The organism is Paraburkholderia ribeironis (assembly GCF_900019265.1).
In the GTDB taxonomy this organism is placed as follows: domain Bacteria; phylum Pseudomonadota; class Gammaproteobacteria; order Burkholderiales; family Burkholderiaceae; genus Paraburkholderia; species Paraburkholderia ribeironis.
In genome coordinates, this window is sequence record NZ_CYGX02000012.1 from 74,290 (window position 1) to 89,294 (window position 15,005).

Here is a 15,005-nt window from a genome sequence, read left to right on the forward strand (position 1 = left end):
ATCAAACCTCCGTATGCTCGACGAGGACCTGTTGCGCGCCGCTCTCGTCGCGATGCACCCTGAAGCAGGTCGCGTAAAGCGCTGGCAGGAAGAACACCGTTAGCACCGTGGCGATGGTGATACCGCCCATCAGCGCAGTCGCCATCGGTCCGAAGAAGCCCGAGCGAAGCAGCGGAATCAACGCGAGCACGGCAGCGGCGGCCGTCAGCATGATTGGCCTGAAGCGCCGCACCGTTGCGCCGATAATGGCGTCGAAGCGCGCGTGCCCTGCCGCGATGTCCTGATCAATCTGGTCGACCAGAATCACCGAGTTGCGCATGATGATGCCGAACATCGCGATCACGCCAAGCAACGCGACGAAGCCAAACGGTTTGCCGAACAGCAGCAGCGCGGCCACCACGCCAATCAGACCCAGCGGCGCCGTCAGCACGACGATGAACGTGCGCGCGAAGTTCTTCAGCTGGATCATCAGCAGCGTCAGCACTGCGATGATCATCAGCGGCATTTCCGCGTTGATCGAAGTCTGGCCTTTGACGCTCTCTTCCACGGCGCCGCCGACCTCGATCCGATAACCGACAGGCAGTTTGGCGCGCTCAGCGGCAAGCGCGTGGTCAATCTCGTGCGTCACGTCAATGCCCTGCGCGTCGCCGCGCACGTCGGCCTGCACGGTGATGGCGGGCTGCCGGTCGCGCTCCCAGATCACACCGTACTCGAGCGTATCGCGCACATGTCCGAGCGAGCCGAGCGGCACCGGGCCGTTGGGTGTCGGAATGGCCAGGCTCGTGAGCTTCGCAGGGTCGACGCGCTCGCTCTTCGGCGCACGCAGGTCGACGTTGATCAGCTTGTCGCGCTCGCGGTACTGCGTCACCGTGTAGCCGGACAGCGTCATGGCGAGGAAGCTGGACACGTCCTCCGACGTTACGCCAAGCTGGCGCGCCCTGTTCTGGTCGACTTCGAACGAAATTGAACGTTCGGCCGGCTCGTCCCAGTCGAACTGGACGTTGCGCGTGCGCGGGTCGGCACGGACCTTCTGAGCAACCGTATCCGCGAGCGAGCGCACAGTCGCGATATCGTCGCCGCTTACGCGAAACTTGATCGGGAACCCCACGGGCGGACCATTCTCGAGTCGTGCCACGCGCGTGCGAACGCCAGAGAAGTCCTTCTCCAGTTTCGCGTCCAGCCAGTGCATCAGCTCCTCGCGCGTCTCGACGTCTTTGGCCGTAATCACGAACTGCGCGAAGTTGGGCTGCTGAAGCTGCTGGTCGAGCGGCAGATAGAAGCGCGGCGCGCCCGTGCCGACGAAGTCGACAAAATGCTCGATCCCCCGCTTGCCATCCAGGACTTTCTCGACGCGCTTCGCTTCGCGCAGCGTCGCCTCGAACGAAGCGCCTTCCGGCAGCCTGAGGTCGACGAGCAGTTCCGGCCGCTCGGAGTTCGGGAAGAACTGTCGTGGCACGCGCGTGAATGCAGCCATTGCAATAACAAAGAGCACGGCGGTAACACCCAGCACCAGCCAGCGTCGGTCGATACAGCACGTGACCCAGCCTGACAGGCGCCGGTAGAAGCCCGTGTTGTAGACCTCGTGCTCATCGTGGTGCCCGCCATTCGCATGGACCTTGCGCTCCGGCAGCATATGAAAGCCCAGCAACGGCACCAGCACGACGGCCGCGAACCACGAAACGACGAGCGAAATGGCCGACACTTCGAAGATCGAGCGCGTGTACTCACCCGTGCTCGATCTGGCGAGCGCGATCGGCAGGAAGCCCGAGACCGTCACGAGCGTACCCGTCAGCATCGGGAACGCCGTGCTCGTATAGGCAAACGCCGCCGCGCGCATGCGGCTCCAGCCCTGCTCCAGCTTCACGGCCATCATTTCGACGGCGATGATCGCGTCGTCGACGAGCAGTCCCAGCGCGAGCACGAGCGTGCCGAGCGACACCTTGTCCAGTCCGATACCGAACAGATGCATGCACAGCGCCGTCACGGCGAGCACGATTGGAATCGTGATCACGACCACCATACCCGTGCGAAAACCGAGCGAAACGAGGCTCACGACGAGCACGATCGCCACTGCTTCGCCAACCGAGCGCACGAACTCATCGACCGAGTGCTTGACCGCATGCGGCATGCTCGAGACGGGCGCCAGCTTGAGGCCCGCAGGCAGCGTTGCCTGCAGCTCAGCCGCTCTTGCGTCGAGCGCCTTGCCGAGGTCGATTACGTCGCCACCCTTTTGCATCGTCACGCCAATGCCGAGCACCGCCTGGCCGCCGACGCGCATCTGCGTCACGGGCGGATCGTCATAGCCGCGCTTGATCGTCGCGATGTCGCCGAGGCGAAACGTGCGCTTGTTGACGGTGACGAGTGTGTCGGCGAGCGCCTGTTCGTCCTTGAACGCGCCGCTCGGCCGCACGAACACGCGGTCGTCCGCCGTCGTGATGGTGCCGACGGGTGCGACGGTGTTCTGCGCGTCGATGGCCTGTGCCAGCTGCTGGGGCGTGATCGAAAGCCGCGTCAGTTGCGCATTGGATATCTCGACGAAGATGTGCTGATCGGGATCGCCCAGGTAGTCAACTTTTGCGACACCGGGCACGCGCAGCAGGACCGTGCGCAGCTTGTCCGCATAGTCGTGCAGCTGCGCAGGGGAAAAGCCGTCGCCTTCGAGCGCGTAGATGTTCGTGTAGACGTCACCAAACTCGTCGTTGAAGAATGGTCCGACCGTCCCCTTCGGAAGCGTCGCCGCGATGTCGCCGACCTTCTTGCGGACCTGATACCACGTCTCGGGCACGTCCTTGACGGGCGCCGAGTCCTTCATCGCGAAGAAGATCATCGACTCGCCGGGCCGCGAGTAGCTCTTGATGTTGTCGATATACGGCGCCGCCTGCAGCTGTCGGCCGATCCGGTCCGTGACCTGGTCCTGCACCTCACGGGCGGTCGCGCCCGGCCAGTAAGTCTTGATCACCATCGTCCGGAATGTGAACGGCGGATCTTCCGATTGCGCGAGTTGCGTATAGCCGATCACGCCAAAAAGCGTTGCCAGCCCGATCAGAAAGATCACGAGCTGCTGGTGTCGCAGCGCCCACGCAGAGAGATTGAATCCAGTGCCGCTGGCGGTTTCCTCGTTAGAAGCGTTCACGGGCGCGCTGTCGCGGGCGTTTTCATGGTCGCGAGCGTTCATGTCGGGAAATCCTCGGCATGCAGCGGAGGCACAACCTGCACATGTTGCCCTGAACTCACGGCATGCACCCCTTGCAGGATGACGCGGTCGCCATCATGCAGGCCCGAACTGATCGACACCGTACGTTCGTCGTATCGCTCGATCGTGACAGAACGAAGCTCGAGCGTGTCGCTGCCGCCACGAATCACCCACACGGCGGGCTTCTCACCCTGGTGAAAGAGCGCAGTCACGGGCAGCGTAAATGCCTGGCCGACTGAGCCATCGCCTGCAACATCGAACGCAACATTGGCCGTCATGCCAAGACGCACTTCGGGACTCGGGGCCGCGAGCGTCAGCTTGACGCGCCACGTGCGGCTTTCCTGGTCAGCGGCAGGCGACACCTCGCGCACGCTCGCCTCGAAAGACTTGCCCGGCAGAGCGGGCAACGTCACACGCGCCTTGCTGCCCACCGTGAGGGAGTTCAGCACACGCTCCGGCGCGTCGCAGACGATATCGACGTCGCCCGTCCAGTCGATGTGATAGACGGCCTGGGTTGCCTGAACGTTCTGCCCGGTGTCGGCATCTTCCGAGGTGATTACGCCGTCGTGATCCGCCGTGAGCGATGCGTAGCGCAGGTGATCCGACGCGAGCGCCATCTGGGCAAGCGCGGAATTGCGCTGCGCCAGCGCAGTCGCATAGGCGTCCTGCGTCTGTTCGAGTTGGGCGGGCGCAATCAGGTTGGCGTGCGCCTGCGCTTCGTCGCGGTCGAGCTGCTGTTTCGCGAAAACAAGGCGGTGTTCGGCTGCGTCCAGTTGCGCTCGTGCGTTGACGAGGTTGTTCTGCAGATCGGTTGGGTCGAGCAATGCAACCGTTTGGCCCGCCTTGACCGTATCGCCGATGCGCACTCGCCGCTCGGTGATTTTGCCTCCCACGCGGAACGAAAGCGGTGTGGAATAGCGCGCCTGTACCTGGGCGGGTAGCGAGGTGCTCGCCATGCGTGCGTCCGGGCGAACGGCACGGGCAACCACGGGCTTGGCCTCGGGCACAACAGCTTCGCGCTGGTGGCACGCGCAAAGGAGGATCGCGCTGCACGCTGCGATGACGATGGGTGCCCGGCGCGTCGACCGGACGAAGAACGGCAACAGGGAACGCGCCCGTTTCAGCGCGACAGGACCGGAATGTTTCACGATGTTCACAAGGCAGTGATGAGTCCAGGAAGAAAAGTCATCCGCGCTGGTGGAAACCGGCCGTGCCTGCGGGAAGCACGCTTTTCCATCGACGCGAAAACAGGAAAGCAATCTGATGCGTTACTGATCCGTTACTGATCCGTTAATAGTCCTCTTTAACAACTCGACGGAGCGACGGCCCGGACGTTGTGGCGGGTCATCGCATGCAGCACGGTGCACGTGCCTCGGTGCGGATCAGCGGCATCCGATCAGCGCGCTCTGATGCCCACGCGCTCTTCTACACGGTGTCTGTGGATTGAGGCCCGGTGTCGACCAGCGCCTCGGAGGCGTTTCGCTGTATCCACGTGGTGCTTCAGTCCTGCCGGTTCGCACATTTGTGCTGGGCTCTCCGCATGGGTGAGATTAGACCCATTTCTGATATCATTGTCAACTATGATGTTTAGATCTAAAATATGATGAAACAGTGACTCAGGAGGCAACGTGTCAAATCTCCCTAATTCCCGTGCGAGTCGTCGGCAAACGGTCGCAACGTCGGTCACAAGCCGTGAGTCCGTCGCAGGGCGATCACCGTCACCGCGCCTCACCCGACGCAAGCGCGAGACGCGCATCCGCTTGCTCGATGCTGCGTTCGGACTGGTGGCGGAAAAAGGAATGGATGGCGTCACGATCAACGAGATTACGGATGCCGCAGACGTGGGGTTCGGGTCTTTCTACAACCACTTCGATTCGAAGGAGGGGATTTTCGCCGCGCTCGTCGAATGGCTATTCGAGGAATTCGCCAACACACTTGATCGTCTCGCAAGCGGCTTGTCTGATACGGCCGAAGTGATCGCTGTATCGGTGCGTCATACGCTTTTGCGCGCCTGCCGCGAGCCGGTGTGGGGACAACTGCTGATACGCGAAGGGCTATCTACGCGTGCGCTCAGCAGGGGTCTTGGTCAGCGTCTGCTGCGGGATACCGGGAGAGGGATTTCGGAGCGACGCTTCACCGTCGCGGACGAGCTGATGTGTGTCATCTCCGTGATCGGCACTGTCATCGCAGGAATAGCTGCTGAGCTTCACTTCTCTGCGTCTTCGAAGCGGACAGTTCGCACGCGAAAGGTCCTTCGATGCCGAGAAGAAAAGTTCGCCGAGAGTACCGCGGCCATCGTGTTGCAGGCGTTCGGCCTCAAACGCGTGGAAGCGGAGAAGATCGCGCGGCGCCCTCTGCCTGCAGCCCCCCAGGGTGCAACCGTCTGAACAGAATCGTCGGCGTGCCGCACAGCGCGCCGACGATGGTTGTAGAGACCGTGAAGCAGATCCAGCTATCCGTCTGCGCAGGCTTGATGCCTGCAGACTCTTCGTCGGCCGTACGCCTATAGAGACCGTCCGACGAGACGCGTGTCGCCGTCAATGCGACAGTGCATTGCCAGCAGGCGGCCGAGCTCTGCGTGATCAGCTCCGGTAAAGTGCACTCGTCAGATAGCGGCGACGCAATTCCCGCAACGCCGACGCAAAGATGGCGCTGGCAGGCAGCGCAAGCAGAACGCCGAAGAAACCGAACAGCTTGCCAAAAGCCAGCAACGAGAAAATGACCGCGAGCGGATGCAGGCCGATTCGCTCGCCGACGAGCCTGGGCGTAAGAACAACGCTTTCGAGAATCTGCCCGATTCCATACACGACGATCACCGCACCAAAGCCGTACCAGTTCCCGAATTGCAGGAACGCAGCGAGAAGCGCAGATGCGAGCGCGGTCGCGAATCCGATATAAGGGATGAACACGGCAAGCGCGGTGAGAAGACCGACGGGCAGCGCGACGTCCAATCCAGCGATCATCAGCGCGGCGGGGTAAAACACTGCGAGTAGTGCGACGACGAGCAGTTGCCCACGCAGATACTGCGACATCATGTGATCTATCTCTGCAACGAAGTCCCGCGTTCTTTCGAGCCAACGCCGCGGCACAAAGCTCTCCATGCGCTCGAACGCCTCGTGCCTGTCATAGAGCAGATAGAAGAGCACCAGCGGCACGAGCACCACATTTCCTGCGACGCTGATCATCGCATTGCCGCTTGTGCACAGGTACCGCCAGATGGCAAGGACAGCGCCGTGTTCGCCTGCCATTAGACGCGCTGCCAATGTGTCACGGATATTCGCCAGATCGAGCGAGTAGCTGACTCCTACGACAGCCAGCCACGGCTTCACCGTGGTATCGAGCCTGGCCGCCAGCGAAGGAATTTGTCTTGTGAGCTCAGGCCCTTCCTTCTGGATGACCACGATTATCAGCAAAATGAGCAGCGCGATAAGCAACGCGAACAGAGAGATCATGGTGAGCGCGGCGAGACTCCGTGCCACGCGGTGACGTACCAGCCACTCCACGCCTGGCTGCAGAACGTACGCGATCATCGCGCCGAGAAGAAACGGTGTTAGAACGGGACGCAGGCTCCAGAGCAGAACGCCGGCCGACAAAGCTACAGCGCCCCAGAACAACGATTGACGGTGATAGCTAGTCATAGGTGTGCCCTTGCGGCGTTGGAACGTATGCGTTTGTTCAGGTCGCTACCGGCGCGAGTCATGGATTGTGTCCGCGCATCACTGCGCATCGTCGTGACAAAACGGGACATCGCATGACCCATGGCAGCCAATCGGCGCAACCAGGCGACCCGTCGTCAGGCTACATGTGTACCGGGCAAACCCGGCTGTCTGAAACGTCACCTATTTGACCTCACGCCGGGACGGATCTGATGGTGTTACGTCAGATGGCCATCGTTGCACAAGAAGCGCGGCGGATGCCCCTATCGTCATTTCGCGGACACCACTTGTCGTCCCGATCTTTCTGCCTGGGCGCTGTGAATTGTCGACACATGGGCGACGCGCATAATTGATATAATAATCATTATTGAATATCTAGTCAATCAAGTTGGAAACCTGCTTCTGCTGCTATGAGGTGCGCGGCTGCCGTGGTCCACGCGCCCTCCAAGCCCTTCGGCCCTGTGCGCCTTCTGCAGCAGCTGCAGGACTGCAGGTCAGGGTTGTGTATTTTTCAGCGTCCCCCCACAGGCTTCCTCTAATTGATCCATCAGACTTCGCGCAACGACAGTTCAACGTGCTTCAGCCGCCTCACAATGCGGTCGACGAACTGAAGCGTCACGTGAGCCAGCGCGCGTTGATTCGGCGCGATGACGCCAACGGTAAGCGCATTGACATTCGCATCGTTGCGCTCGCCTTCGTAGATGCAGTCGACAGGACAGCATTGCACGCAGGCGCCGTCCTTGATGTCGATGCATGGCGACGTGATCACATAAGCCATTAGCGTCCGCTCCAGCGAGGTTTGCGCTTTTCCTGGAACGTGCGCACGCCTTCGTGGGCATCTTCGGACTGCAACGCCGCGACGAGCGCAGGCAACCGCAGCATCGCGACACCTTCGGGGTCGAGCCGATCTGCAAGGTCTTGCGGATTGCCCCGTCGGGCTACCGACGCCATGCGGCACAACTTCGCGATCCGTAGAAACGCTGTGCGCGCGAAACGCGATGAGCTTTTGCAACCGGAGATCAGGCGTGTCTGGCAAGCCAACATGCCGGTCTACGGTGTACCGAAGGTCTGGAAACAGATGAACCGGGAAGGCATTGCAGTGTCACGCTGCACGGTCGGACGGTTGATGAAGCTGCAGGGTTTGCGTGGCGCAGTTCGCGGCAAGCGAGTTCGCACGACGACTCCCGATTCGAGTGCGCCGCGCCCACTGGACCGGGTCAACCGGCAGTTCAAGGCCAACCGACCGAATCAGCTTTGGGTGTCGGATTTCAGCTAGGTCTCGACTTTGATACATCACTCCGATAGGGGGGCGCAATACGTCAGCATTCAGTACAGCGAACGTTTGGCCGAGGCGAATATCGAGCCGTCCGTCGGCAGCCGTGGTGACAGCTACGACAATGCGCTGGCTGAAACGATCAACGGTCTGTACCAAACGGAACTGATTCATCGGCGCGCCTCGTGGAAAACGAGGGAATCCGTCGAACTGGCAACCCTGGAATGGGTGGCCTGGTACAACCATCATCGGCTGATGGAACCGCTCGGCTATATCCCGCCCGCTGAGGCTGAGGAAAACTACTACCGGCAACTCAGAAATGCCGCTGACGTGCCTGCATTAACTTAAACCAACCGGCCTCCACGATTCCCGGCGCGGTTCATGACCGTCCTTATCCCGAAGTTGTGCCGCTGGTTCGAGGTACGGCGCCGCACGATGTATTACCTGCACCAACGCGATGAACTGCAGATATTTGGCCCATCTATGGATTCGGATTTTGATGCATGCCATGCGTTTCTTTGGTTTGTCAGCGAATTTTCGTCTTCATACGCTCAGACACCAGTAACCGGATCGCGCAATGCGCCGCTACGGACTGGCAATCAAATATTAATAAGTGAAGTCCACGTCTGGAGCCTGTCAATGAAGAAGAAGTCGATCATCGTCGCGCTGGCCGCCACGCTGACCTCGCCCGCGTTCGCGCAGTCGAGCGTTACGCTGTACGGCATTCTCGACGAAGGCCTGAACTACACCACCAATACCGGTGGCAAGCACAACATCGAAATGGCGGCGGGCTACGGCGCCGGCAACCGGTTCGGCCTCAAAGGCGCTGAAGATCTGGGCGGCGGCTGGAAAACCATTTTCACGCTCGAAAACGGCTTCGACCTGAGCTCCGGCCGGCTGAACCAGGGCGGCCGCATGTTCGGCCGCCAGGCGTTCGTCGGACTCTCAAGCGACAAGTTCGGCACACTCACGGCCGGCCGGCAATACGACTCGATGGTGGACTACGTCGCGCCGCTCACGGCGAACGGCAACTGGGCAGGCTACCTGTTCGCGCACCCGTACGACAACGACAACACCGACAACTCGTTTCGCGTCTCGAACTCGGTCAAGTACACGAGCAACAACTACGGCGGCCTGAAATTTGGCGGCGTGTACGGCTTCAGCAATGCGGCCGGCCAGTTCGCGAACAACCGCGCGATGAGCCTCGGCGCGAGCTACGTGATCGGCGACCTGACGCTCGGCGCCGCCTACATGAACCTGAACAACGTCGGGATCGGCTCGACGGGCGCCGTCGCCGCGAACGATGCCAGCTTCTTCGCCGGCCATCAGCGCGAGTTCGGCGCGGGCGCCAACTACAACCTGGGTTCGGCGACGCTCGGCTTCGTCTATACGCACACGCGGCTCGACCAGCCGACCGGCAACGGCTATCTGACGCCGTCGTCGTTTCCGGCAGGCATCACGGTGAATTCGCTGACGTTCGATAATTTCGAACTCAACGCGCTCTACCGCTTCACGCCCGCGCTGTCCGCCGGCGCGATGTACACATACACGAGCGGCCGCTATGACGGCAGCAACGGCGACTCGAAACCGAAGTGGAACCAGTTCGGCCTCGTGGTGGACTACAACATTTCGAAGCGCACGATGGTGTATGCGCATGCGGTCTATCAGAAGGTTTCCGGCTCTACCGGCACCTTCCTCGACGACGCGTTCATCACCGGTACGGACAACTCGTCGTCCACCAGCAAGCAGGGCGTCGTGCGGCTCGGCATTCTGCACGTGTTCTGATCGCATAAGGCGGGGGTGGCGGCGCATGGCGCCGGACACCCCCGCCTTTCTTTTTTTTTGACGTTTGCCGTTTGATGCTTGGGCGTTTGGCGCGCGACGCATGGTCCTCCGTTTCCGCGACGCACGTCACGCGAGCGCAGCCGCGCCGGCAACATCACTCACATCAACACGTCCACGCCCGCAACACGGCTTGCCGCCAGCACGGTATTGCGCAGCAGACAGGCAATCGTCATCGGGCCGACACCGCCCGGCACCGGTGTGATGGCCCCGGCCACCTCGCGCACCGCGGCAAAATCGACGTCTCCCACTACGCGATAGCCGCGCTCCGCGTCCCCCACGCGATTGATCCCGACGTCGATCACCACGGCGCCCGGTTTCACCCAGTTCGCCTTGACCAGCTCCGCCCGCCCGACCGCCACGCACAGCAGATCGGCTTCGCGGCACGCCGCAGTCAGATCCCGCGTGCGCGAGTGCGCGATCGTCACGGTGCAGTCCGCTTGCACCAGCAGCATCGCGAGCGGCTTGCCGACAATGTTCGAGCGGCCGATCACGACGGCGCGATTGCCGGCCAGCGCGCCGTCGAATGCGCGTCGCGCGAGCAGCATGCAGCCTTGCGGCGTGCACGGCACGAGCGCATCTGCATCTCCGTTCAGCAACGCGCCGCCATTGAGCGGGTGAAAACCATCGACGTCCTTGTGCGGCGCTATCGCTTCGATCACGCGGCCTTCGTCGATGTGTGCTGGCAGCGGCAGCTGAACCAGAATGCCGTGCACGTCCGGTGCCGCGTTCAACCTGACGATCAGCGCGAGTAGCTCGTCCGCCGGCGTGTCGGCCGGCAGCACGTGGCGGATGCTGCGCAAACCCGCCGCTTCGGCCTGCAGCACCTTGTTGCGCACATAGATCTGGCTCGCCGGATCTTCGCCCACGAGCACGACGGCTAGCGTCGGCGTCACGTGGCTTTCCTGCTGGAGTCGCGTTACGGCGCGACGCGTGGCCGCGTTGAGCTCCGCGGCGATGGCTTTTCCGTCAATGATCATGGGTCGGGTCGAGGAAGTTGGCGCGTGCGCATCGATCGATGGGCACGCTGCACGTGTTGGCGTTGGCGTTGGCGTTGGCGTTGGCGTTGGCGTTGGCGTTGGCGTTAATGCTGGTGCTGGTGCTCGAGCTGGTGTCAGCGAGTCGTAGCGAGAAATTCGTCCGCCGCGTCGAGCCACCAGCGCGTCAGGAACTCGCTGTATGCAACGTCGAAGTAGATCAGATACTCACCGGCCAGCCGATGAACGATCATCGCGGCGAGTCCAGCGAAGCGTGTGGTAGCCGCGCTGCCCGGAGGAAAAGCGTCCGTCTCCAGATTCAGCGCTGTGCCCTTCGCAAGGAGCGCGGATGCATCGGTGCCAGTTACGCGAAAGCCGACGCGACTGTCGGAGATCAACGTTGCGACCGCGAGGCTGCCGTCGCAGAGGTTTTCGAATGCTTCGCGCCGTTGGGCTTCTTCAGCGAGCGGGCAAAAAGCCAGCCATTCACGCGGCCCGCTCCATGCGATGAAGCGCTCGGCCTGCGCATCGACCGTGCAGCACCCCGTTGCCGGCAGCACGGCGACTCCAGCCGCGGCAGCGAGTCTCGCCATCCATCCGGGTTCGTCGATACGGCTTTGCAGACGAACGATCCCGGCGAGCGGCAACTCTTCTATCGACAGATTCGGCGCGCCGACCGGGAACCGTCCGGGCGGCGCCCATTGGGTTGCCGTCAGCGTGCGTGCAGTGAGCTCAGGCATGCAGACGTTCTCCGTGCGGATCGAAATGAGCGGGCGGGACGATGCGTGCCGCGCAGACCTTGCCTTTCGCGTAGATCTGCACGGTCTCGCCGACGCGTGCAGCGCCGTTGCTGAGGATGCCGAGCCCGATCGATTTCCCGAGCATCGGCGAAAGACAGGCGGCCGTTACATAGCCCTGCGACCGTGTGGGCAGCATGAGCGGCCCCGCTTCGATAAAGTGGCCGCCGACCGGCAGCCGCTCGCGCGGATCGAGCGCTTCGATCCCGACGAACGCGAGCCGTCGCGAATCCCGATCCGCCGGACGCTGCAACGAACGGCGCCCGATGAAATCGCCCTCCTTCTTCGCGATGATCTTCTCCCAGCCGATGTCGTGCGGGTTCGACACGCCGTCCGTATCCGCGCCGATGTGCAGATAGCCTTTCTCTGTGCGCATCACCTCGAGCGCCTCGATGCCGTACGGCGTCGCGCCGAGCGGCGCACCGGCACGCTGCACGGTCTCCCAGAGCGACGCGGCGTAACGCGCCGGCACCGAGATCTCGTAGGTCACTTCTCCCGTGAAGCTCGCGCGCAGCACGCGTGCAGGCGCACCGGCGAACGTGCCCTGGCGGAACTGCATGTGGCCGAACACGTCAGGATTCCAGTCGATGTCCGATTCGATGCTGCTCACCAGCGCACGGGCGCGCGGCCCGGATACTGTCACGTTGGCCCATTGCGTCGTCACATTGTTCACGAACACACGCAAGTCGGGCCACTCGCATTGCAGATATTCGTCGAGCAGCACGAACACGCGATCGACCGCACCGCTCGTCGCATGCACGATGAAGTGCGTTTCGCTCACACGCGCGACGACGCCGTCGTCGATCAGCACGCCGTTCTCGTTGGTCAGCATCGCGTAGCGCGCGAAGCCGGGCTTCAGGCTCGCCAGATTGTTCACGTACACGCGGTTCAGAAACGCCGCCGCATCGGGCCCTCGCACGTCGATCTTGCCGAGCGGCGAGCCGTCGAATAGCCCTACGCCATAGCGGACCGCGAGCACCTCGCGCGTCGTGGCAGCGGCGATATCTTCACCGTCGAACGGATAGCAGCCCGGCCGGCGCCAGCCGTAGTCGTCGAAGCTTGCGCGCTGCGCGACGTGCCACGCGTGCGCCGGCAGCGTGCGCCACGGTGCGTAGCGCTCGCCAACGGTCGGCCCCGCGAACGTGCCGAGCGTGACCGGCGCGTACGGCGGGCGGAAGCGCGTCGTGCCGACGTCTACGATCGGGCGGCCGCTCAATTCGGCCATCACGGCGAGGATGTTGAAGTTGCTCGACTTGCCCTGATCGACGCTCATGCCGCCCGTCGTGTAGCGCTTTACGTGCTCGACGGACTGGAAGTTTTCGCGCATCGCGAGCGCCACGTCGGACACCTTCACGTCGTACTGGAAATCGAGCCATTGTTTGTCGGTGCGCGCGGTGCGCGTGAACCAGAAGGGTTCGATGCCGAGTGTTGCGGGTTCTTCTTCGGCGTGCGGCAACCGTGCAGCCATCGCAGCGGCGGTGGCGTCGGCGTCCACGTCCGCGCCGAGCCGCCGTGCGGCTTCGCGTCCCGCCGCATCGCCCTCGCGCAAGCACGCCGCGAGCGAAAACACGCCGTTCGCCGCGCCCGCCACCTGCACCGCCTGAGCGCATCGATCCGGCACGAGGCAGAACTGGGTGTCGTCGTAGCGCAGGCTGCCGCCCGCCTGGCTGAACAGATGAATCGTCGGCGTCCAGCCACTCGACATCGCGACGAGATCGCACGCGAGCGTCACGGTTACGCCTTCGAGCCGGCCACCGCCGGTGTGACGCGCGATCTCGACCGCCCGCACACGGCGCTTGCCGCGTACGCGCTGGATACCGTAGCCGGCGTGCAGCGCAATGCCGTGTTCCGAGAGCGCCACACGCAAGCGCGCCGGCACATTGGCTCGCGTATCCACCATCACGATCTCGCGCAGCCCCGCGGCGTGGTAATCGAACGCGGTCCGGTACGCATCATCATGATTGGCTGCGACGACGATGCGCTGGCCCGCCACCACGCCGAAGCGATTCAGATAGCTTCGCACGGCGCCCGCGAGCATCACGCCCGGCCTGTCGTTGTCCGCAAAAACGAGTGGCCGTTCGAGCGCGCCCGTCGCGACTACGACCTCGCGCGCTCGGATCCGCCACAGCCGCTCGCGCAGGCTGCCCGTACCTGCCGCCGGTCCCTGCGCGTTCGCGACGCGCTCAGCCGCCACCAGAAAGTTGTTCTCGTAGTAGCCTGAAACCGTGGTGTCGGACAGCAGACGCACAAGCGGCATCGCGCGCAGCGTCGCCGTCGCGGATTCGACCCAGCGCATCGCCGGTGCGCCATCCAGCAGTTCGCGCGTGTCGTTCAACGCGCCGCCGAACGTGCGCGCCTGGTCCGCGACGATCACGCTCAAGCCCGCGCGCGCGGCCGCCAACGCCGCCGCGAGCCCTGCGGGACCCGCGCCGCAGACGAGCACGTCGCAATGCGCGTTGCGGCGCTGGTAGCGTTGCGCATCGTCGGCTTCCGGCGCGCGGCCCAGCCCTGCGATCGGCCGCACGAAGCGCTCGTAGAAGTGCCAGTTCGGCCAGATCATCGACTTGTAGTAGAACGACGCCGGCAACCAGCGCTGAAACCGGTCCAGCACGTTGAACAGATCGAAGCGGGCGTTCGGCCACGCGTTCTGCCCGCGCGCGCGCAGCTCCGGGTACAGCGCGATCAGCGTAGCACGCGCGTTCGGCTCGTCGAAGCCTCCGGCTTCGAGCTGCACGAGCGCGTTGCATTCGTCGATGCCAGCCGCAAACACGCCGCGCGGCCGATGCAGCTTGAAGCTGCGTCCCACGATATCGACGCCGTTCGCGAGCAGCGCGGCCGCGAGCGTATCGCCGGCGCGGCCGGTGTAGCGCTTTCCGTCAAACGTGAACGGAATCTGCGCGGCGTCGCATGCGTCCTTACGGCCGAACGGCGTCACACGTTCAAGCGGCTTCATCGGCACCTCGCGTGTGAGTCGCGAACAAGGCTTCCGGATGACGCGCGTACGCTTCGAGCGGAGCGGTGCGGCACACGACATGCGTGACCGTGTCGCGCTCGACGCCGAACCATCTGCGGCAGCCGAACGTATGGCGCCAGCGCTCGTGCGCGAGGCCGCGCGGGTTGTCGCGCTCGAACAGCCACGCGGCCCAGGCCGCGTCGTCGAGCTGGGACGGATCGGCGGGACGCACGCGTTCGAGCGGGCCGCCGTAGGTGAACTCTTCTTCGTCGCGCAGGCTCGCGCAGTACGGACAGTGGAGACGGAGCATGGTC

Annotated in this window: 11 protein-coding genes and 1 pseudogene; 3 read left to right on the top strand and 9 right to left on the bottom strand. The window is 63.3% G+C overall.

Annotation, left to right across the window (positions count from 1 at the left end):
* Nucleotide 1 precedes the first annotated feature (1 nt).
* Together BN2475_RS06105 and BN2475_RS06110 are read right to left on the bottom strand one after the other, a co-directional pair.
* The gene (locus BN2475_RS06105; protein ID WP_094778665.1) at nt 2-3,175 is read right to left on the bottom strand and encodes an efflux RND transporter permease subunit; all 3,174 of its coding nucleotides are present in this window, start codon (nt 3,173-3,175) and stop codon (nt 2-4) included.
* Nucleotides 3,172-4,299, bottom strand: coding sequence for an efflux RND transporter periplasmic adaptor subunit (locus BN2475_RS06110; RefSeq protein ID WP_245841164.1), 1,128 nt, complete (start codon nt 4,297-4,299; stop codon nt 3,172-3,174). The genes BN2475_RS06105 and BN2475_RS06110 overlap by 4 nt, the downstream gene beginning before the upstream one ends.
* A gap of 522 nt (nt 4,300-4,821) precedes the next feature.
* Between BN2475_RS06110 and BN2475_RS06115 the strand changes: the two genes are divergently transcribed.
* Nucleotides 4,822-5,580: a TetR/AcrR family transcriptional regulator gene (locus BN2475_RS06115; RefSeq protein WP_094778667.1), complete on the top strand. Its 759-nt coding sequence runs from the start codon at nt 4,822-4,824 to the stop codon at nt 5,578-5,580.
* 195 nt (nt 5,581-5,775) lie between these two features.
* On the opposite strand, the gene BN2475_RS06120 is transcribed toward BN2475_RS06115, so the two are convergent.
* The 3 genes from BN2475_RS06120 to BN2475_RS35295 form a co-directional block, all read right to left on the bottom strand.
* Nucleotides 5,776-6,831 (bottom strand): AI-2E family transporter, encoded by a 1,056-nt coding sequence (locus BN2475_RS06120; protein ID WP_094778668.1) that lies wholly within the window; start codon nt 6,829-6,831, stop codon nt 5,776-5,778.
* Between the two features lie 565 nt (nt 6,832-7,396).
* A complete protein-coding gene (locus tag BN2475_RS36455; protein ID WP_094778669.1) occupies nt 7,397-7,627 on the bottom strand; it encodes a hypothetical protein in 231 nt (76 codons plus the stop codon).
* Nucleotides 7,627-7,800, bottom strand: a complete 174-nt coding sequence (locus BN2475_RS35295) for a hypothetical protein (protein WP_245841165.1) — start codon at nt 7,798-7,800, stop codon at nt 7,627-7,629. The genes BN2475_RS36455 and BN2475_RS35295 overlap by 1 nt, the downstream gene beginning before the upstream one ends.
* Between BN2475_RS35295 and BN2475_RS06135 the strand changes: the two are divergent.
* A pseudogene (locus tag BN2475_RS06135) lies at nt 7,726-8,470 on the top strand (IS3 family transposase); the annotation flags it as partial. The gene BN2475_RS35295 and the pseudogene BN2475_RS06135 sit on opposite strands and share 75 nt — an antisense overlap.
* A 291-nt stretch (nt 8,471-8,761) precedes the next feature.
* Nucleotides 8,762-9,907, top strand: a complete 1,146-nt coding sequence (locus tag BN2475_RS06140; protein WP_094778670.1) for a porin — start codon at nt 8,762-8,764, stop codon at nt 9,905-9,907.
* A 158-nt stretch (nt 9,908-10,065) separates the two neighbouring features.
* Here the strand turns inward: BN2475_RS06140 and BN2475_RS06145 are convergent, their stop codons facing one another.
* From BN2475_RS06145 to BN2475_RS06160, 4 genes are all read right to left on the bottom strand, one after another.
* Nucleotides 10,066-10,944 carry a bifunctional 5,10-methylenetetrahydrofolate dehydrogenase/5,10-methenyltetrahydrofolate cyclohydrolase gene (locus tag BN2475_RS06145; protein WP_094778671.1) on the bottom strand — a complete coding sequence of 293 codons (879 nt, stop codon included), beginning with the start codon at nt 10,942-10,944 and terminating at the stop codon, nt 10,066-10,068.
* Between the two features lie 134 nt (nt 10,945-11,078).
* Entirely contained in the window at nt 11,079-11,681 is a 603-nt protein-coding gene (locus BN2475_RS06150; RefSeq protein ID WP_094778672.1) for a sarcosine oxidase subunit gamma, read from the bottom strand.
* On the bottom strand, nt 11,674-14,691 hold the full coding sequence (locus BN2475_RS06155; protein WP_159444526.1) for a sarcosine oxidase subunit alpha family protein: 3,018 nt from the start codon (nt 14,689-14,691) through the stop codon (nt 11,674-11,676). Before BN2475_RS06155 ends, BN2475_RS06150 begins: the two co-directional genes overlap by 8 nt.
* Nucleotides 14,678-15,001, bottom strand: a complete 324-nt coding sequence (locus tag BN2475_RS06160; RefSeq protein ID WP_094778674.1) for a sarcosine oxidase subunit delta — start codon at nt 14,999-15,001, stop codon at nt 14,678-14,680. The genes BN2475_RS06155 and BN2475_RS06160 overlap by 14 nt, the downstream gene beginning before the upstream one ends.
* Nucleotides 15,002-15,005 lie beyond the last annotated feature (4 nt).

Excerpts from the sequence above, each read along its gene's own strand:
- BN2475_RS06105 (WP_094778665.1), bottom strand. The coding sequence starts at position 3,175 with ATGAACGCTCGCGACCATGAAAACGCCCGCGACAGCGCGCCCGTGAAC.
- BN2475_RS06120 (WP_094778668.1), bottom strand. The coding sequence starts at position 6,831 with ATGACTAGCTATCACCGTCAATCGTTGTTCTGGGGCGCTGTAGCTTTG.
- BN2475_RS36455 (WP_094778669.1), bottom strand. The coding sequence starts at position 7,627 with ATGGCTTATGTGATCACGTCGCCATGCATCGACATCAAGGACGGCGCC.
- BN2475_RS35295 (WP_245841165.1), bottom strand. The coding sequence starts at position 7,800 with ATGGCGTCGGTAGCCCGACGGGGCAATCCGCAAGACCTTGCAGATCGG.
- BN2475_RS06140 (WP_094778670.1), top strand. The coding sequence starts at position 8,762 with ATGAAGAAGAAGTCGATCATCGTCGCGCTGGCCGCCACGCTGACCTCG.
- BN2475_RS06145 (WP_094778671.1), bottom strand. The coding sequence starts at position 10,944 with ATGATCATTGACGGAAAAGCCATCGCCGCGGAGCTCAACGCGGCCACG.
- BN2475_RS06150 (WP_094778672.1), bottom strand. The coding sequence starts at position 11,681 with ATGCCTGAGCTCACTGCACGCACGCTGACGGCAACCCAATGGGCGCCG.
- BN2475_RS06155 (WP_159444526.1), bottom strand. The coding sequence starts at position 14,691 with ATGAAGCCGCTTGAACGTGTGACGCCGTTCGGCCGTAAGGACGCATGC.
- BN2475_RS06160 (WP_094778674.1), bottom strand. The coding sequence starts at position 15,001 with ATGCTCCGTCTCCACTGTCCGTACTGCGCGAGCCTGCGCGACGAAGAA.